Annotated in this window: 16 protein-coding genes and 1 pseudogene; 6 read left to right on the plus strand and 11 right to left on the minus strand. The window is 65.6% G+C overall.

All coding sequences use genetic code 11. The features are described 5' to 3' along the window. Nucleotides 1-9 precede the first annotated feature (9 nt). The 8 genes from AC07OX_RS17840 to AC07OX_RS17875 all read right to left on the minus strand — a co-directional run bounded on the left by AC07OX_RS17840 (nt 10) and on the right by AC07OX_RS17875 (nt 7,181). Complete coding sequence (locus AC07OX_RS17840; protein ID WP_139702445.1) at nt 10-963, minus strand: LysR family transcriptional regulator; 954 nt, start codon at nt 961-963, stop codon at nt 10-12. Between the two features lie 180 nt (nt 964-1,143). Beyond that, on the minus strand, nt 1,144-2,454 hold the full coding sequence (gltA, locus tag AC07OX_RS17845) for a citrate synthase (RefSeq protein WP_062479703.1): 1,311 nt from the start codon (nt 2,452-2,454) through the stop codon (nt 1,144-1,146). A gap of 24 nt (nt 2,455-2,478) precedes the next feature. Next, nucleotides 2,479-2,799 carry an FAD assembly factor SdhE gene (locus AC07OX_RS17850; protein ID WP_062479704.1) on the minus strand — a complete coding sequence of 107 codons (321 nt, stop codon included), beginning with the start codon at nt 2,797-2,799 and terminating at the stop codon, nt 2,479-2,481. A 24-nt stretch (nt 2,800-2,823) separates the two neighbouring features. After that, on the minus strand, nt 2,824-3,525 hold the full coding sequence (locus AC07OX_RS17855) for a succinate dehydrogenase iron-sulfur subunit (protein WP_062479706.1): 702 nt from the start codon (nt 3,523-3,525) through the stop codon (nt 2,824-2,826). Between the two features lie 22 nt (nt 3,526-3,547). Continuing rightward, nucleotides 3,548-5,356, minus strand: a complete 1,809-nt coding sequence (sdhA, locus tag AC07OX_RS17860) for a succinate dehydrogenase flavoprotein subunit (protein ID WP_095949551.1) — start codon at nt 5,354-5,356, stop codon at nt 3,548-3,550. Nucleotides 5,357-5,362: 6 nt separating this feature from the next. Further along, nucleotides 5,363-5,728: a succinate dehydrogenase, hydrophobic membrane anchor protein gene (gene sdhD / locus AC07OX_RS17865; RefSeq protein ID WP_062479708.1), complete on the minus strand. Its 366-nt coding sequence runs from the start codon at nt 5,726-5,728 to the stop codon at nt 5,363-5,365. 13 nt (nt 5,729-5,741) lie between these two features. After that, a complete protein-coding gene (sdhC, locus tag AC07OX_RS17870) occupies nt 5,742-6,188 on the minus strand; it encodes a succinate dehydrogenase, cytochrome b556 subunit (RefSeq protein WP_495261005.1) in 447 nt (148 codons plus the stop codon). 234 nt (nt 6,189-6,422) lie between these two features. Continuing rightward, nucleotides 6,423-7,181, minus strand: a complete 759-nt coding sequence (locus AC07OX_RS17875) for a GntR family transcriptional regulator (RefSeq protein WP_495261004.1) — start codon at nt 7,179-7,181, stop codon at nt 6,423-6,425. 181 nt (nt 7,182-7,362) lie between these two features. Here AC07OX_RS17875 and AC07OX_RS17880 point away from each other — a divergent pair, with 181 nt between their 5' ends. The 5 genes from AC07OX_RS17880 to AC07OX_RS17900 all read left to right on the plus strand — a co-directional run bounded on the left by AC07OX_RS17880 (nt 7,363) and on the right by AC07OX_RS17900 (nt 13,426). Next, nucleotides 7,363-8,349 carry a malate dehydrogenase gene (locus tag AC07OX_RS17880; protein WP_042578072.1) on the plus strand — a complete coding sequence of 329 codons (987 nt, stop codon included), beginning with the start codon at nt 7,363-7,365 and terminating at the stop codon, nt 8,347-8,349. A 15-nt stretch (nt 8,350-8,364) separates the two neighbouring features. After that, nucleotides 8,365-9,153 (plus strand): trans-aconitate 2-methyltransferase, encoded by a 789-nt coding sequence (gene tam / locus AC07OX_RS17885; protein WP_307637445.1) that lies wholly within the window; start codon nt 8,365-8,367, stop codon nt 9,151-9,153. Then, complete coding sequence (locus AC07OX_RS17890) at nt 9,150-10,166, plus strand: HpcH/HpaI aldolase/citrate lyase family protein (protein ID WP_495261003.1); 1,017 nt, start codon at nt 9,150-9,152, stop codon at nt 10,164-10,166. Before tam ends, AC07OX_RS17890 begins: the two co-directional genes overlap by 4 nt. Before the next feature lie 23 nt (nt 10,167-10,189). Further along, complete coding sequence (locus AC07OX_RS17895) at nt 10,190-10,747, plus strand: hypothetical protein (RefSeq protein WP_495261002.1); 558 nt, start codon at nt 10,190-10,192, stop codon at nt 10,745-10,747. A 93-nt stretch (nt 10,748-10,840) separates the two neighbouring features. Further along, nucleotides 10,841-13,426 carry a bifunctional aconitate hydratase 2/2-methylisocitrate dehydratase gene (locus AC07OX_RS17900; protein ID WP_139702450.1) on the plus strand — a complete coding sequence of 862 codons (2,586 nt, stop codon included), beginning with the start codon at nt 10,841-10,843 and terminating at the stop codon, nt 13,424-13,426. A gap of 87 nt (nt 13,427-13,513) precedes the next feature. On the opposite strand, the gene AC07OX_RS17905 is transcribed toward AC07OX_RS17900, so the two are convergent. From AC07OX_RS17905 to AC07OX_RS17915, 3 genes are read right to left on the minus strand one after another with little or no spacing between them, the layout of a single operon-like run. Then, complete coding sequence (locus AC07OX_RS17905) at nt 13,514-14,374, minus strand: hypothetical protein (RefSeq protein ID WP_495261001.1); 861 nt, start codon at nt 14,372-14,374, stop codon at nt 13,514-13,516. Nucleotides 14,375-14,403: 29 nt separating this feature from the next. Next, nucleotides 14,404-15,546, minus strand: a complete 1,143-nt coding sequence (locus AC07OX_RS17910; RefSeq protein ID WP_492738982.1) for a DUF2827 domain-containing protein — start codon at nt 15,544-15,546, stop codon at nt 14,404-14,406. Beyond that, the gene (locus AC07OX_RS17915) at nt 15,543-15,986 is read right to left on the minus strand and encodes a DUF4019 domain-containing protein (protein WP_495261000.1); all 444 of its coding nucleotides are present in this window, start codon (nt 15,984-15,986) and stop codon (nt 15,543-15,545) included. The genes AC07OX_RS17910 and AC07OX_RS17915 overlap by 4 nt, the downstream gene beginning before the upstream one ends. Nucleotides 15,987-16,305: 319 nt before the next feature. Between AC07OX_RS17915 and AC07OX_RS17920 the strand changes: the two are divergent. Next, a pseudogene (locus AC07OX_RS17920) lies at nt 16,306-17,472 on the plus strand (ESPR-type extended signal peptide-containing protein); the annotation flags it as partial. Between the last annotated feature and the right edge of the window lie 602 nt (nt 17,473-18,074).

Here is an 18,074-nt window from a genome sequence, read left to right on the forward strand (position 1 = left end):
CGAGGCGGCCTAGGCCGCGAGTCGTTCGGTGGCGTCGGCCGAATCGGCCGCCGCGTGCAGGTGGTTCACCAGCGTGCGCGCCGCCACCGGCAGGGTGGAGAAGTCGCGCGCCACCAGGCGGATCTCGCGCGCCGCCCAGGCGTCGTTGAGCGTCACGCTCACGAGGCCGCGGCCGATGCCGTTGTGCATGAGTTCGAAGGCGCGCTGCGGCATCACGCCGATGCCCAGGCCGTTGTCGATCATCCGGCACATGGCGTCCAGGCCCGTGACGTGGATGCGCAGCTTCACGCTGCGGCCGGCGCTCAGCGCCGCTTCGTGCATCGCCACGTAGATCGAACTGTTGGTGTGCAGGCCGACGTGGTCGAAGGCCAGCGAGTCGACGAAATCGATCGCGTCCTGCGCGGCCAGCGCGTGCCCCTCGGGAACGATCAGCGCGAGGCGGTCGTGTCGGTAGGAAAGGCTCTGCAGCTCGCCCGCGCCGCCGGCCACGTGGCACACGCCGAGGTCGGCCGCGCCTTCCTGCACCGCGCGGATCACTTCGCTGCTCAGGTGCTCCTCGAGGTCGATCTTGATGGCCTCGTGCGCACGCGAGAACACGCCCAGGTCTTCCGGCAGGAACTGCACGATGGCCGAGATGTTGGCGTGCACCCGCACGTGGCCGCGCACGCCGTCGGCGTATTCGCTGAGCTCGCCTTGCATCTTCTCGAGGCTGTAGAGCACCGAGCGGGCGTGGTGCAGCAGGCTTTCGCCGGCCGGCGTGAGGTCGACGCCGCGCGCATGGCGGTAGAGCAGGGCGGTGCCGAGCGTGGCTTCCAGGTCGGACAGCCGCTTGCTCACGGCCGAGGCCGCGATGAACTCGCGCTCCGCCGCGCGCCCGATGCTGCCCAGCTCGCACACGGCCACGAACAGCTGCAACGACGTGAGGTCGATGCGGCGGGCAAAGTTGCGTTCGGACGTGCTCATGGGGGCTTGGGCATCGCGTTTGGCGATGAGTTTTCTATTTTCTTCCTGTTTTGAAGCCCTTGCCATCGCGATATGCGATGACCTCGCTGCCGGCTGGCGAGGAGGGGCATGCCGAACGGGCAATAAAAAAGCTGCCCGGAGGCAGCTTTTTCAGGGAGCGGAGGTTCCGCAGCCGGTCGATCAGCGGGCCGAGATCGGCTTCACGTCACGCTTGGGCGAGCCTTCGAACAGCTGGCGCGGGCGGCCGATCTTGTACTCGGGGTCGCCGATCATTTCGTTCAGCTGGGCGATCCAGCCGACGGTGCGGGCCAGCGCGAAGATCGCGGTGAACAGCGGCACGGGGATGCCGATGGCGCGCTGCACGATGCCCGAGTAGAAGTCGACGTTCGGGTAGAGCTTGCGCGAGACGAAGTACTCGTCCTCGAGCGCGATCTTCTCGAGTTCCTTGGCCAGCTTGAACAGCGGATCGTTCTCCAGGCCCAGCTCGGTCAGCACTTCGTTGCAGGTCTCCTGCATCAGCTTGGCGCGCGGGTCGTAGTTCTTGTACACGCGATGGCCGAAGCCCATCAGCTTGACGTTCGAGTTCTTGTCCTTGACCTTCTTGATGAACTCGCCGATCTTTTCCACGCCGCCTTCGCGCTGGATGTCGTACAGCATGTTCAGCGCCGCTTCGTTGGCACCGCCGTGGGCCGGGCCCCAGAGGCACGCCACGCCGGCCGCGATGGCTGCGAAGGGGTTCGTGCCCGACGAGCCGCACAGGCGAACGGTCGAGGTCGAGGCGTTCTGCTCGTGGTCTGCGTGCAGGATGAAGATGCGGTCGAGCGCGCGCTCGAGCACCGGGTTCACCTTGTACTCTTCGCACGGCGTGGCGAACATCATGTGCAGGAAGTTGCCTGCATAGCTGAGTTCGTTCTTCGGGTACATGTACGGCTGGCCGACGGTGTACTTGTAGGCCATGGCCACGAGCGTGGGCATCTTCGCGATCAGGCGGATCGCGGCGATCTCGCGGTGCTCGGGATTGTTGATGTCCGTGCTGTCGTGATAGAAGGCCGACAGGGCGCCCACGAGGCCGGTCATGATGGCCATCGGGTGGGCATCACGGCGGAAGCCGCGCAGGAAGAACTGCATCTGCTCGTTGACCATCGTGTGGTTCGTCACGAGCTTGGTGAAGCTGGCCTTCTTGCCTGCGTCCGGCAGCTCGCCGTACAGCAGCAGGTGGCAGGTTTCCATGAAGTCGCAGTTGGTCGCGAGCTGCTCGATGGGGTAGCCGCGGTACAGCAGCTCGCCCTTGTCACCGTCGATGTAGGTGATGGCCGACTGGCAGGCGGCGGTCGACATGAAGCCCGGGTCGTACGTGAACATGCCGGTCTGTGCATACAGCTTGCGGATGTCGATCACGTCGGGCCCGATGGTGCCCTTGTAGATCGGCAGTTCGACGTTGTCGCCGCCATTGCTGAACGACAGCGTGGCCTTGGTATCGGATGCTTTCATTTCGGTTTACTTTCAGAGGTGGATTCAGGACGAAGGAGAAAAAATGGCAGGACGCTGAGCGCCGTCGGTACGCATCAGCTGCAGCAATGCGACCACCTCGGCCCCGGCCCATGCGGGCTCGGGCTCCTTTCTGCACAGCAGCAGGTCGAGGAGGTCGTTGTCCGACAGGTCCATCAATGTCTCCATCGCTCCCGCTTGACCGACGGTCATGTGGGATTCGTGCCGCTCGAAGAAGCGGGCGATGAACAGGTCGTTCTCCAGCAGGCCGCGCCGGCAACGCCACTTGAGCTTGCTCAGCGCGCGTTCGCCGAGCAGCGTATCGGGGGCGTTGGCGGGGGTCGACATAAGTAAGGCTTCTCGGAAAAACCGTCAGATGGCGCGACGCACCATCAGTTCCTTGATCTTGCCGATGGCCTTGGTCGGGTTCAGGCTCTTCGGGCACACGTCGACGCAGTTCATGATCGTGTGGCAGCGGAACAGGCGGTACGGGTCTTCCAGGTTGTCCAGGCGCTCGGCGGTGGCTTCGTCGCGGCTGTCGGCGATGAAGCGGTAGGCCTGCAGCAGGCCGGCCGGGCCGACGAACTTGTCGGGGTTCCACCAGAAGCTCGGGCAGCTCGTCGAGCAGCTCGCGCACAGGATGCACTCGTACAGGCCGTCGAGCTCTTCGCGCTCTTCGGGCGACTGCAGGCGTTCCTTCTCGGGCGGCACGGTGTCGTTCTGCAGGTACGGCTTGATCGAGTTGTACTGCTTGAAGAACTGGGTCATGTCGACGATCAGGTCGCGGATGACGGGCAGGCCCGGCAGCGGCTTGAGCACGACGGTGCCCTTGAGCGTGTTCATGTTGGTCAGGCAGGCCAGACCGTTCTTGCCGTTGATGTTCATCGCGTCGGAGCCGCAGACGCCTTCGCGGCACGAGCGGCGGAACGACAGCGTGGGATCCTGCGCCTTGAGCTTCATCAGGGCGTCCAGCAGCATGCGTTCGTGGCCGTCGAGTTCGACCTCGACCGTCTGCATGTAGGGCTTGGCGTCCTTGTCCGGGTCGTAGCGGTAGATCTGGAATGTGCGCTTCATCGTATGGACCTTGTAAATATTCTTAGAACGTGCGGACCTTGGGCGGCACGGATGCCACCGTCAGCGGCTGCAGCTTGACGGGCTTGTACGAGAGGCGGTTGTCCGCGCTGTACCAGAGCGTGTGCTTCATCCAGTTGGCGTCGTCGCGGCCCAGCGGTGCGACCGGGTCGTCCGCGGGACGCTCGTAGTCTTCCACCGTGTGGGCGCCGCGGCATTCCTTGCGGGCGGCGGCCGAGACCATGGTGGCCTGCGCCACTTCGATCAGGTTGTCGACTTCCAGCGCTTCGATGCGGGCGGTGTTGAACACCTTGGACTTGTCCTTCAGGCCGATCGACTTGACGCGCTCGCGCACGGCGGCGATCTTGACCACGCCTTCGTCCATCGAGGCCTGCTTGCGGAACACGGCGGCGTGCTGCTGCATGACGGCGCGGATCTCGCCGGCCACGTCCTGGGCGTATTCGCCGCCGGTGGAGGCTTCGAGCTCGTTCAGGCGCTGCAGGGTGCGGTCGGCCGCATCCTTGGGCAGTTCCTTGTGTTCCTTGAGCTTGTCGTTGAACTCGACGATGTGGTTGCCGGCCGCGCGGCCGAACACCAGCAGGTCGAGCAGCGAGTTGGTGCCCAGGCGGTTGGCGCCGTGCACGCTCACGCAGGAGCATTCGCCCACCGCGTACAGGCCGTTCACTACGGCGCTGTTGTCTTCACCCTTCTGGATGACGACCTGGCCGTTGATGTTCGTCGGGATGCCGCCCATCTGGTAGTGGATGGTGGGCACCACGGGAATCGGTTCCTTGGTGACGTCGACGTTGGCGAAGTTGATGCCGATCTCGTAGACCGACGGCAGCCGCTTGTGGATGGTGTCGGCACCCAGGTGGTCCAGCTTCATGTGGATGTAGTCCTTGTTGGGACCACAGCCACGGCCTTCCTTGATTTCCTGGTCCATCGAGCGCGAGACGAAGTCGCGCGGTGCCAGGTCCTTCAGGGTGGGCGCGTAGCGCTCCATGAAGCGTTCGCCGTTGCTGTTCAGCAGGATCGCGCCTTCGCCGCGGCAGCCTTCGGTCAGCAGCACGCCCGCGCCGGCCACGCCGGTGGGGTGGAACTGCCAGAACTCCATGTCCTGCAGCGGGATGCCCGAACGTGCGGCCATGCCCAGGCCGTCGCCGGTGTTGATGAACGCGTTGGTGGACGCACCGAAGATGCGGCCTGCGCCGCCGGTGGCCAGCAGCACGGTCTTGGCCTGCAGGATGTGCAGGTCGCCGGTTTCCATCTCGAGGGCCGTGACGCCGACCACATCGCCTTCGTTGTCGCGGATGAGGTCCAGCGCCATCCATTCGACGAAGAACTGGGTGCGGGCTTCCACGTTCTTCTGGTAGAGCGTGTGGAGCATCGCGTGGCCGGTGCGGTCGGCCGCGGCGCAGGCGCGCTGCACGGCCTTCTCGCCGTAGTTGGCGGTGTGGCCGCCAAACGGACGCTGGTAGATCGTGCCGTCGGGGTTGCGGTCGAAGGGCATGCCGAAGTGTTCGAGCTCGTACACGACCTTCGGGGCTTCACGGCACATGAACTCGATCGCGTCCTGGTCGCCGAGCCAGTCGGAACCCTTGATCGTGTCGTAGAAGTGGTAGTGCCAGTTGTCTTCGCTCATGTTGCCGAGCGAAGCGCCCACGCCGCCCTGGGCAGCGACGGTGTGCGAACGGGTCGGGAACACCTTGGAGAGCACGGCCACGTTGAGGCCGGCACGGGCGAGTTGCAGCGAGGCGCGCATGCCGGAGCCGCCGGCACCGACGATGACGACGTCGAACTTGCGCTTGGTGATGTTTTCTTTTGTGTAGGTCATGGTGGGTCAGATCTTCCAAAGCACTTGAATGGCCCAACCCGCACAACCGACAAGCCAGACGATGGTGAAAACTTGCAGCACGAGACGGATGGCGACAGGCTGGACGTAGTCCATCCACACGTCGCGCATGCCGACCCACACGTGATAGAGCAGGGCAACGATCACGGAGAAGGTCAGGACCTTCATCCACTGTGCGGCGAAGATGCCGGCCCACAGGTCGTAACCGATGGGGCCGCGCGAGAAGATCAGCTGCGCGAGCAGGATGATCGTGAACAGCGCCATCAGGGCGCCGGTGATGCGTTGGCTGAGCCAGTCGCGCAGACCGTAGTGCGCGCCGACGACGATGCGCTTGGAGCCGTAATTCACAGACATGGTTGGCTCCTTCTCAGTACAGGCCGAACAGCTTGGCGCCGAGCGCCAGCGTGAGGATGATGCTTGCGCCCAGCGTGAACATGGCCGAGCTGTGACCGAACTCCTTGGTCACGGCGGAGTGGCTCACGTCCATCCAGAGGTGACGCAGGCCGGCGATGAAGTGGTGCAGGTAGGCCCAGATGAGCGCCAGTGCAATGAGCTTGAAGAACCATCCCGGGGCAAAGCCGATGCCGGTGTTGAACGCGGCCTTGAATTTCGCGAACGAATAGTCAGATGACAGCGAGGTGTCGAACATCCAGATGATGAAGGGCATCAGCAGGAACATCAGCACACCGCTCACGCGGTGCAGGATCGACACGATGCCGGCCGGCGGCAGCCGGTAGGTCGTGAGATCGGTGAAGGCGTTGATGTTCCGGAATTCGCGACGCGGCGGCCGGGGGGGAGTTGCAAGCTCTGTCATAGGGAGATGGCTTTCGTGGCTTTGTGACTTGTTGGCTTGTTCTGAGAGCGAACGCTTTTGTTTCTTCTGCGGAATGCAAACAACGCAAAATTCTATTGCAATGCACCATCGCGCATCGGACGCGCAGGAGTCAACGCACTGCGGCAGTCGGATGCTCGGGGCTCGAGGTTGCGTTGCGCGGGCTGAGTGTGCGCGTTTGTGCCCGCGCGGGCGAGGTTCTTCGGCGCCATCGGATCAGCCCAACTGGTTGCGGTAGTGGTGGGTGTCGGTGCGGTACAGGCCGCGGCGCAGTTCCATCGGCATGTCGTGGTACGTGTGCGCCACGCGCTCCACGCTCAGCAGCGGCATCTGCAGCGGCACGTCGAGCAGCTGGGCCTGTTCGGCATCGGGCAGTACGGCGCGGATCTTTTCTTCGGCACGCACCATGCGCACGCCGAACTCGGTTTCGAACATCGCGTACATCGGGCCGGGCCAGGCGCGCAGCCGGTCGGCCGTGAGGCCCTTGAAGGGCGCGCCGGGCAGCCAGAGGTCTTCGAGGATGGTCGGCACGCCGCCATAGGCGAGCACGCGGCGCACCTGCAGCACGGCGTCGCCGGTGCGCAGGCTCAGCGCACGCGCCACGTCGGCCGAGGCGCGCAGGCGCTTGCAGTCGACGATGGTGCGCTCGGCCGGGCCTTCGGCGCTCGGGCTGCCGGCGTCGGGCACCAGCTTGAGAAAACGGTACTGCACATGCTGCTCGGCATGCGTGGCGACGAAGGTGCCCTTGCCCTGGCGGCGCACCACCAGGTTTTCAGCGGACAGCTCGTCGATCGCCTTGCGCACCGTGCCCTGGCTCACGCGAAAGCGTACGGCCAGGTCCATCTCGCTGGGGATAGGCTCGCCCGGCTTCCACTCGCCGGCCTGCAGGCTCTGCAGGATCAGGGTCTTGATCTGCTGGTAGAGCGGACTGAAGGACGGCGTCGTGGGCTCGTCGAGGGTGGAGGGCGTGTTCATGGCAGCGGTGGGGTGCGCCGTGGCGGACCCCCAGAGGATATCTTATATAAGACATAAGACGGCCTTTGTCGAATCGGCTTAAAATGCGGCCCGGTCCCGCGCCGCGGGAAAGCTTCCCCCCGCTGGACCGCGGCGCCCCACGAGAGCGCTAACCCGTTTCACCACCTTCTGGAGTCTTCCCATGAGCAAAAAGCCTGTCCGCGTTGCCGTTACCGGTGCCGCCGGTCAAATCGGTTACGCCCTGTTGTTCCGTATCGCTTCCGGCGAAATGCTCGGCAAAGACCAGCCGGTCATCCTGCAACTGCTCGAAATCCCCGACGAGAAGGCCCAGAAGGCGCTCAAGGGCGTGATGATGGAGCTCGACGACTGCGCCTTCCCGCTGCTGGCCGGCATGGAAGCCCACGGCGACCCGATGACCGCCTTCAAGGACGCCGACTACGCCCTGCTGGTCGGTTCGCGCCCCCGCGGCCCCGGCATGGAACGTGCCGAGCTGCTGGCCGTCAACGGCGCCATCTTCACGGCACAAGGCAAGGCGCTGAACGCCGTCGCCTCGCGCAACGTGAAGGTGCTGGTCGTCGGCAACCCCGCCAACACCAACGCCTACATCGCCATGAAGTCGGCACCGGACCTGCCGCGCAAGAACTTCACCGCCATGCTGCGCCTGGACCACAACCGCGCTGCCAGCCAGATCGCCGCCAAGACCGGCAAGGCCGTGGCCGACATCGAGAAGCTCACCGTCTGGGGCAACCACTCGCCCACGATGTACGCCGACTACCGCTTTGCGACCATCAACGGCGAAAGCGTCGCCAAGATGATCAACGACCAGGAATGGAACGCCAACACCTTCCTGCCGACCGTCGGCAAGCGCGGTGCGGCCATCATCGAAGCGCGCGGCCTGTCGTCGGCTGCCTCGGCCGCCAACGCCGCCATCGACCACATGCGCGACTGGGCCCTGGGCACCAACGGCAAGTGGGTCACGATGGGCATCCCGTCGGACGGCCAGTACGGCATTCCGAAGGACGTGATGTTCGGCTTCCCGGTCACCTGCGAAAACGGTGAGTACAAGCTGGTCGAAGGCCTCGAGATCGACGCCTTCAGCCAGGAACGTATCAACAAGACGCTCGAAGAGCTCGAAGGCGAACGCGCCGGCGTCGCCCACCTGCTGTAAAGCAAGCCCGCCCGCATGCTCGACTGGAACCCCGCGCTCTACCGTCGCTACGAGGACGAGCGCACCCGGCCCGCACAGGAACTCCTGGCGCGGGTCCCGCTTGCCGAGGCCGCCCGCGTGGTCGACCTCGGATGCGGACCGGGCAATTCCACCGAGCTGCTGGCACATCGGTTCCCGAAGGCGCAGGTCACGGGCACCGACAACTCCGAGGCCATGCTGGTCAGCGCGCGCGAGCGCCTGCCGGCGGCGCGCTTCGAGTTGAGCGACATCGCGACCTGGGCGCCGCGTGAAACAGAAGCGCCCGATCTCATTTATGCCAACGCGTCCCTGCAATGGGTGCCGGATCACGAGACGCTGATCCCCCGCCTGTTCGACGCGCTGGCCCCGGGCGGCGTGCTCGCCGTCCAGATGCCCGACAACCGCCAGGAGCCCACGCACCGCCTGATGCGCGCGGTGGCGGCCGAAGCGCCCTGGGCCGAGCCCATCGGCGACGCCGACAAGCTGCGCACCTTGCTGCTGCCGCTGGGCGGCTACTACGACCTCTTGGCCGCGCGTGCGGCCCATGTCGATGTCTGGCACACCATCTACCAGCACCCGATGGCCAACGCCGCGGCCATCGTCGAATGGGTGCGCGGCACGGGCCTGAAGCCCTTTGTCGACCGCCTGCCGCCCGACCTGCAGGCGAGCTACCTCGCCGAATACGAACGCAGGGTGGACGAGGCCTATCCGGTGCGCACCGACGGCAAGCGCCTGCTCGCCTTCCCGCGCATGTTCATCGTGGCGCACAAGAAAAAAGACGCATGACGACGAAGACCGCCGCTGCCCATCCCGCGGACGTGCTGCTCGGCGCACAGGCCGGCGCCGTGACCCTGCCGGTGTGCGACCACTACAGCGGCGTCGAAGCCCGCATGAAGAAGAGCCTCGCGCTCCAGGCCGAGATGGCGCAGGAGTTCGGTGCCTGCGTGTTCGACGTCACCCTCGACTGCGAAGACGGCGCCCCGGTCGGCGGCGAGGCCGAGCATGCCGCGCTCGTCACCGAGCTCGCGCTGGCCGCGAAGCCCGGCATGCGCGTGGGCGTGCGCGTGCACCCGGTCGACCACCCGGCCTTTGCCGGCGACGTGGTCACCATCGCCGGACGCGCCGGCCACCGGCTGAGCCACCTCATGGTGCCCAAGGTCGAATCCGTGGCCGATGTGTGTCAGGCTGTTGCCGCGCTCGACGCCGCCGATGCCGCCGCGCTGCCGCTGCACGTGCTCATCGAATCGCCGCTGGCGGTGCACAACGCCTTCGAGATCGCCGCGCATCCGCGCGTGCAGTCGCTGAGCTTCGGCCTCATGGATTTCGTGTCGGCGCATGCCGGCGCCATTCCCGCCGACGGCATGGGCGCGGCGGGGCAGTTCAGCCACCCGCTGGTCGTGCGCGCCAAGCTGGCACTCGCCTCGGCGGCACATGCCTACGGCAAGGTGCCCTCGCACTGCGTGGTCACCGAGCTCAATGACACCGATGCGATGCGCTTGGCGGCCCGCAAGGCGGCCACCGAATTCGGCTACACGCGCATGTGGAGCATCCACCCGAACCAGATCCGGCCGATCCTCGAGGCCTTCGCGCCCGACGAGGCGCAGATTCAAATTGCCACAAAAATCATTACAAAAGCCGCAGACGCGGATTGGGCACCGACACAAATTGATGGCACATTGCACGACCGCGCGAGCTACCGCCACTTCTGGCAGGTCCTGACGCGCGCCCACGCAACAGGGCGCGCGTTGCCCTCCGAGGCGAAAGCCTGGTTTGCATCGCGGTCTCCTGAAACCCACTGAATCAGCCTGAAGGAACCCCGCTCATGAAGAAAATTGCACTGATCGCCGCCGTTGCGCTGGCTCTGCCGTTGGCCGCCGTGGCGCAGAACGCCACCGCCACCAAGCCGGCTGCTGCCAAGGCCGAAGCCAAGAAGACCCCGCCGAAGCGCCAGGTGACCCGCAAGGCGGCCAAGGCTGTCGAAGAGGTCACGCCGATCGCCGACGACACCAACATCGTGCTGTCCGAGTCTGACCTGGCCGTGGCACAGCGCGTGTCCATCGGCAAGGCCCAGTGCGAACTCGGCGCCGACGTGACCGTCACGCCCGACGAGAAGAAGCCCGGCTTCTTCACCGTGACCACCAAGGGCCTGAAGTACCGCATGCACCCGGTCGAAAGCCGCACCGGCGCCATCCGCCTCGAAGACCCGCGTGCCGGCGCCATGTGGCTCCAGCTGGGCAACAAGTCGATGCTGATGAACCAGAAGGCCGGCCTGCGCATTGCCGACGAATGCCAGACCGCCGCTCAGGTCGCCTTTGCCGACGAGATGAAGAAGAACCCCCCGAAGGCCCTTTTCGAAGGTGCCGACGCAGCCAAGAAGTAAGAAGAGCACCGAACCCGGGGTGCGGCGCGGCTCTTGCTTGGCCGCTTGAGACCGCAGCGCACGCCCGATAGCCTAGTTTCCGGAGAAAAGAAGATGTTGCAAGCCTACGTTGATCATGTTGCCGAACGCGCCGCGCTCGGTATCCCGCCGCTGCCCCTGAGCGCGAAGCAGACCGCCGAAGCGATCGAGCTCCTGAAGAGCGCGAACGCCAAGGACGGCGCCTTCCTGCTGGACCTGCTCACCTACCGTGTGCCCGCCGGCGTCGACGACGCCGCCAAGGTCAAGGCGAGCTACCTCGCGGCCGTGGCCCACGGCACCGAGAAGAACGCGTTCATCTCGCGCGCCCGCGCGACCGAACTGCTCGGCACCATGCTCGGCGGCTACAACATCAGCCCCATGATCGACCTGCTGGACGACGCCGAAGTCGGCGCCGTCGCAGCCGAAGGCCTGAAGAAGACCCTGCTGATGTTCGACCAGTTCCACGACGTCAAGGAAAAGGCCGACAAGGGCAATGCCCACGCCAAGGGCGTGCTGCAAAGCTGGGCCGATGCCGAGTGGTTCACCAGCCGCCCCGAAGTGCCGCAGAGCATCACCGTCAGCATCTTCAAGGTGGCCGGCGAAATCAACACCGACGACCTGTCGCCCGCACCCGACGCCACCACGCGTCCCGACATTCCGATGCACGCCCTGGCGATGCACAAGAACGCCCGCCCCGGCATCGTTCCTGAAGAAGACGGCAAGCGCGGCCCGGTGAAGTTCATCGAAGACCTGCGCGCGCGCGGCCACCTCGTGGCCTACGCCGGCGACGTGGTCGGCACGGGTTCGTCGCGCAAGAGCGCCACCAACTCGGTGCTGTGGTTCACCGGCGAAGACATTCCCTTCGTGCCGAACAAGCGTTTCGGCGGCGTCTGCCTCGGCGGCAAGATCGCTCCCATCTTCTACAACACGATGGAAGACTCGGGCGCACTGCCCATCGAGCTCGACGTGACGCAGATGAACATGGGCGACGTGGTCGAGCTGCGTCCCTACGAAGGCAAGGCCCTGAAGGACGGCCAGGTCATCGCCGAATTCCAGGTCAAGAGCGACGTGCTGTTCGACGAAGTGCGCGCCGGCGGCCGCATTCCGCTGATCATCGGCCGCGGCCTGACGGCCAAGGCGCGCGAGGCGCTGGGCCTGCCCGTCTCGACGCTGTTCCGCCTGCCGCAAAGCCCGGTCGACACCAAGAAGGGCTTCTCGCTCGCACAGAAGATGGTCGGCCGCGCCTGCGGCCTGCCCGAAGGCCAGGGCGTGCGCCCGGGCACGTACTGCGAACCCAAGATGACCTCGGTCGGCTCGCAGGACACCACCGGCCCGATGACCCGCGACGAACTGAAGGACCTGGCCTGCCTGGGCTTCTCGGCCGACCTCGTCATGCAGTCGTTCTGCCACACGGCGGCGTACCCCAAGAAGGTCGACGTCAAGATGCACCACGAACTCCCCGAGTTCATGGCCAATCGCGGCGGCGTGTCGCTGCGTCCGGGCGACGGCGTGATCCACAGCTGGCTCAACCGCCTGCTGACGCCCGACACCGTGGGCACGGGCGGCGACAGCCACACCCGCTTCCCCATCGGCATCAGCTTCCCCGCGGGTTCGGGCCTCGTGGCCTTCGCGGCCGCCACCGGCGTGATGCCGCTGGACATGCCCGAGTCGGTGCTCGTGCGCTTCAAGGGCAAGATGCAGCCCGGCGTCACGCTGCGTGACCTGGTCAACGCCATTCCGCTGTACGCCATCAAGTCGGGCCTGCTGACCGTGGCCAAGCAAGGCAAGAAGAACATCTTCTCGGGCCGCATCCTCGAGATCGAAGGCCTGCCCGACCTGAAGGTGGAGCAAGCCTTCGAGCTGAGCGATGCTTCGGCTGAACGCTCGGCCGCCGGCTGCACGGTGCACCTGAACAAGGAACCGATCCAGGAGTACATCAACAGCAACATCACGCTGATGAAGTGGATGATTGCCGAAGGCTACGCCGACGCCCGCACGCTGGCACGCCGCATCGCCGCGCAGGAAGCTTGGCTCAAGGACCCGCAGCTGCTCAAGGGCGATGCCGACGCCGAGTACGCGGCCGTCATCGAGATCGACCTGGCCGAGATCCACGAACCCATCGTGGCCTGCCCGAACGACCCGGACGACGTGAAGACGCTGAGCGACGTGGCTGGTGCCACCATCGACGAAGTGTTCATCGGCTCGTGCATGACCAACATCGGTCACTTCCGCGCCGCATCGAAGCTGCTCGAAGGCAAGCGCGACATTCCGGTCAAGCTGTGGATCGCACCGCCGACCAAGATGGACGCGCAGCAACTTACCGAAGAAGGCCACTACGGCGTGTTCGGCAACGCCGGCGCGCGCACCGAAATGCCGGGCTGCTCGCTGTGCATGGGCAACCAGGCACAGGTGCGCGAAGGCGCGACGGTGATGTCGACCAGCACCCGCAACTTCCCGAACCGCCTGGGCAAGAACACCAACGTGTACCTGGGCTCGGCCGAACTGGCCGCCATCTGCTCGCGCCTGGGTCGCATCCCGACCCGCGAGGAGTACATGGCCGCCACGGGCGTGATCGATGCGTCCAGCGCGCAGATCTACCAGTACCTGAACTTCGACAAGATCGAGGACTACAAGGGCGTGGCGGATACGGTCACGGCCTGACGGTCGTTGCAGCCGGCGAGCGATTCGCCGGCCTCATGAAAAAGCCCCGCTTCGGCGGGGCTTTTTCATGGGCGTTCGCTGCCGGTGTCAGCCCGGCGGCGGATTCGGCTTCAGGTGCTCCTGGCCCTTCAGCACCATCGCCATGCCGGCGGGGCCGCCCACCGCATAGGGCAGCGAGGCCTGCAACGAGTGCGCGAAATCGCCGCGGTACAGCTTGGCGCCCTGGTGGGTCAGATTCGAATTGGCGTCGATGTAGATCGACTCGCCCAGCCCTGACCACAGCCGGCAGAAGCCGTAGTCTTCCGACAGGTAGCGCCGCGTGACCGGGTCGACCATCACGTCGAAGAAGCGGTAGTGCAGCCCGCGGTCGGCTTCGCCGATGCTGTCGGGCACGTATTGCAGCTCGGGGTAGGCGGCCATGAGCCGCTCGAACACGCCGCGCCGGATTGCCATGAAGCCCGTGGGCGCCTCGGTCATCTTCATGAAGCCGTCGGACTGCACCTCGAGCTCGATCTGCGATGCGCCTTCTTCGGCCTTGGCATTGACCGTGTAGCGCGTGAACGCGGCCTCGAACTGCTGCTGTGTGGTGCCGGCCGCCACGCCGCCGGCTGGCCAGTCTTCGCGCTTGAGCGGGTAGACGCCGGCGGCGATGTCGTAGCCCGACAGCAGCAGGCGGAACGCCGCCTCGGCCGAGAAGCCGATGTCTGCGTCGATCCAGAACAAGTGGGTCCACTCGGTGTTGGCCAGGAACTGGGCCACGCAGTTGTTGCGCGCGCGCGTGACCAGGCTCTCGCCCTGGTGCATCAGCACCTGCATCCTCATGCCGGCGCGCTCGGCATTGATGGTGAAGTTCAGCAGCGACGCCACGTAGTTCTGGAAGAACTTGCCGTCGTGGCTCGGCGTCACGATCACGGGGTAGAAGTTCCGGAGTTCGGACGGGTCGAGCATGCGAGGGGCTCCGTGGGGCGCGGGTCTGGCTAGCGGGCTGGGCGCTGCATCAGGCCTTGCAGCAGGGTGTCGTAGGTTTGCGTGGCCACCGCGTCGCCGGGCAGGTAGCGCGCGATGAGCGCGCGCTGCCGGTCGCGGTAGGCCTGGGCCTGCGCGTCGTGCCCGTCGATGGCCTCGAGCACGCGGGCGCTGCCTGCGGCCACGTCGTTTTCTGCGTAGTAGTAGCCCAGGTCCGCGCACAGGTGGGCGTTGTGCACCAGCGGATAGCCCTGCCAACAGGTCTCGAGGTAGAAGTAGTTGAGCGGGTTCTCCCATTGGTGGGAGACCACGATGTCGGTGTTCTGCGCCAGGAACACCGGGGTCTCGTGCCGACCCAGGAAGACCGCCTTGTGCTGGCGCACCAGGTCGAGCTGGTTCATCAGCGTGATGAACTCCATGCTGTCCTTGGCCATGCGCTCCACGTTCGTGACCTGCAGCAGCGCGATCGCGTCGGGGCGGGCGCGGTAGGCCAGCTCGGCGATCAGGATGGGGTAGACGCAGAACTTCACCACGTTGATGTTCGGCTCCATCACGCTGAGCCGCCGCGGGCCGCTGCGCGGCTGGTACGCGCCGCCGTCGGGCAGGGCGCGGGCGCGCTCCTCCAGGAACACAGGGCTCCAGACGAAGGGCACGGCGCGCGCCTCGGCGCGGCGCAGCACCTCGAAGTAGGGCTGGCTGATGTGGGCCACCTGCGGAACCATCCAGATGTCGTCGTAGCGCTGGTTGATGAACAGGTTGCGGCCCCACAGCGGCTTGCCGAACAGCATCGACTCCATCGCGTGCACGTACTCGAAGCCGCAGCAGTACGACACCAGCCGCGCGCCGCGGCGCTTGAGGTGGTCGGTCTGGTCGCCGTCGATCTGGCCGCCCAGTTCGATCAGCACGTCCACGCTGTCCTTGGCCGCCTCGAAGGTCACGGTCGGCCAGCGGGCCTGGTCCCAGGGCAGGGCGGGGGTGATGGGGGTGGCGGTGGTGTTGACCAGCACCACCGAGGCGACGCTGGGGCAGTGCTTCAGCGCCTCTGCCAGGAACACGGCGTTCTGCTTGATGCCGTTGTTCCAGAGGGTCTCGGCCTCGTGGTGGAGGCCGATCGTGATGCCGATGCGCAGGCCGGCACCCGAGGCGGTGGTCATTGGTTTTCGCGGGGGATGTAGCCGGTCAGGCGCCAGCCTTGGGGTTCGAGGCGGAAGCTGACTTTTTCGAAGACGGTCTTGTTGTTCTCGAGGCGGGTGGAGAAGTCGACGTTGGCATACAGGCCGGCGGGAATGCCAGTGCTGTCGTCCGGATAGCGGATTCGCGTGATGCCAGCCCAGTCACGCCGGGCCACGACGCCGACGGTCTGACGTGCGCGTTGCGTATTGGCAACAAAGTCGGCCCGAGGGAATCGGGTCTTGATGAAGGCCGAGGCGCCATCCCAGATCTCTCCAGCGCGGCCTTCGTCGATCTGCTTGAGGCTGGCGAGGCCTGCCTGGACGAGTTCATCGGCGGAACTGCCGTCCTGCTGCGCCAGGGCGCAGGAACTGGCCACGGCCAGCGTGCATGCGGCCAGGAAATGGAGGGGAAACGGCTTCATTCGAAGAACCTTTGTGAAGAAAACCGCTGCGGCAAACAGCGGCCGCGATTCTAGGCGGGGCCTCTGAACCAACGTTTCACACCGCATCCGCCCCGAACCAAATTTGTCGCCAATCGTGAAAGTTTGTGAACTAAATCATCATTTCACGGTTTCCGGTAGACCGAAATGGCTGCAAATGTAAACGGCTGCGTACATTACCGCGTCCATTGTGAACGTCAGGGTAACTACGACCCTGGCTGGGGCAACGAGCCGCGGGCGGTCGTTGCCTTCCTCCGCCGTTGATACCGCGCCCGCCCTCTGTGAACCGAGCTCGAAGAATATGAACAAGTCTTACCGAAGTATCTGGAATGAAGCCCTGGGGGCCTGGGTTGCGGCGTCTGAAATCACTTCGGCGCGGGGGAAGAAGAGCAAGTCGCGTGTGGCGACGGTGGCTGCTTTGGTGGTGGCGGGAGCTGCGGCGGGGTATGGGGGTGGGGCGTTGGCTCAATATGCGCCTCCCAACAGCACATCCAACACTGCTTTTGGCAACGCGTCGGGAGAGTCGGTGGCTATCGGCAGCGGCAGCGGCACTGACCGGGCCTTTGCGTCCGGTAACGGTGCTGTCGCGTTGGGTCAAGGCGCAAACGCCGTCGGTGGCGTTGCCATTGGCGGCACCGCGCTCGCCAACGGCGCCCACGCCGTTGCCATCGGGCAACAAGCCAACGCGGTAAGTGGCGGCATCGCCCTTGGATATAACGCCCAGGCACCGCAGGATGCGGCTGTCGCCATTGGATGGGGTGCGAATGCGACAGGCTCGGCTTCAGGCATCGCCATCGGAGATCGCGCCAACGCGACGGGGACCAATGCGATCGCGATCGGGGGCAACGCAAACCAGACGGCCACGTTGGCAAATGGTGCCGGCGCTCTCGCAGTGGGGTCTGGCGCGCAGGCTACGGGGACTGGCGCAGTGGCATTCGGCGGCTTGGGTGGCACAGCCGGTGGCTCTCGCGCCACCAATACATACGCCGTTGCCATCGGTGCCGCCGCTCAGGCGACAGGCTCCGGGGCTGTAGCGCTTGGCGGCGATGCCACGAGTGCGGCGGTTGCGGCCGGCACCAATTCCCTGGCTTTCGGCGCTGGGGCCAAGACGAATACGGGAACGACCGGCGCCGTCGCCATGGGCGCTAACGCTCAGGCCACGGCTTCCGACGCGTTCGCCATGGGCACGGGGGCCAAGGCCAACGTCGCCGGCGCGATGGCTCTGGGCTTGAATGCGCAGGCAACGTCGGCCAACGCGGTTGCCATCGGTGCCAATGCGATTGCCAGCACTGCGACCGCGGCGCCCACCGCGACGATCGGCTCGGTGACCTATTCGGGTTTTGCGGGCGCGTCGCCTATTGGCGTGGTCAGTGTGGGCTCGCTCAACAACGAACGTCAGATCACCAATGTCGCAGCAGGACGGATCACCGACACCAGCACGGATGCCATCAACGGCAGCCAGTTGTATTCGACGCTGAGCACGACCAACAGCAGCATCAGCAGCCTGTCGACGTCGACGTCTTCGGGCCTGAGCACGGCCACGAGCAGCATCGCCAGCCTGTCCACGGGCCTGAGCACCACAAACAGCAACGTCGCCAGCCTGTCGACATCCACATCGTCGGGCCTGAGCACGGCGAGCAGTCGCATCAACAGCCTGTCGACTTCGACGTCGTCGGGACTGAGCACGGCCACGAGCAGCATCTCGAGCCTGTCGACCGGCCTGAGCACCACGAACAGCAACGTCGGCAGTCTTTCGACTTCCACGTCGACTGGCCTCAGCACGACCAACAGCCGCATCGACAGCCTGTCGACGTCGACGTCGTCGGGCCTCAGCACAGCGACGAGCGGGATCTCCAGCCTGTCCACAGGTCTGAGTACCACGAACAGCAACGTCGGCAGCTTGTCGACCTCCACATCGTCGGGCCTGAGCACCAGCAGCAGCCGCATCGACAGCCTGTCGACGTCGACTTCAAGCGGCCTGAGCACGACCAACAGCAACGTCAGCAGCCTGTCGACCTCCACGTCGTCCGGTTTGAGCACGGCCACCAGTGGCATCTCCAGCCTGTCGAC

Source organism: Variovorax sp. GW821-FHT09D07 (assembly GCF_059416345.1).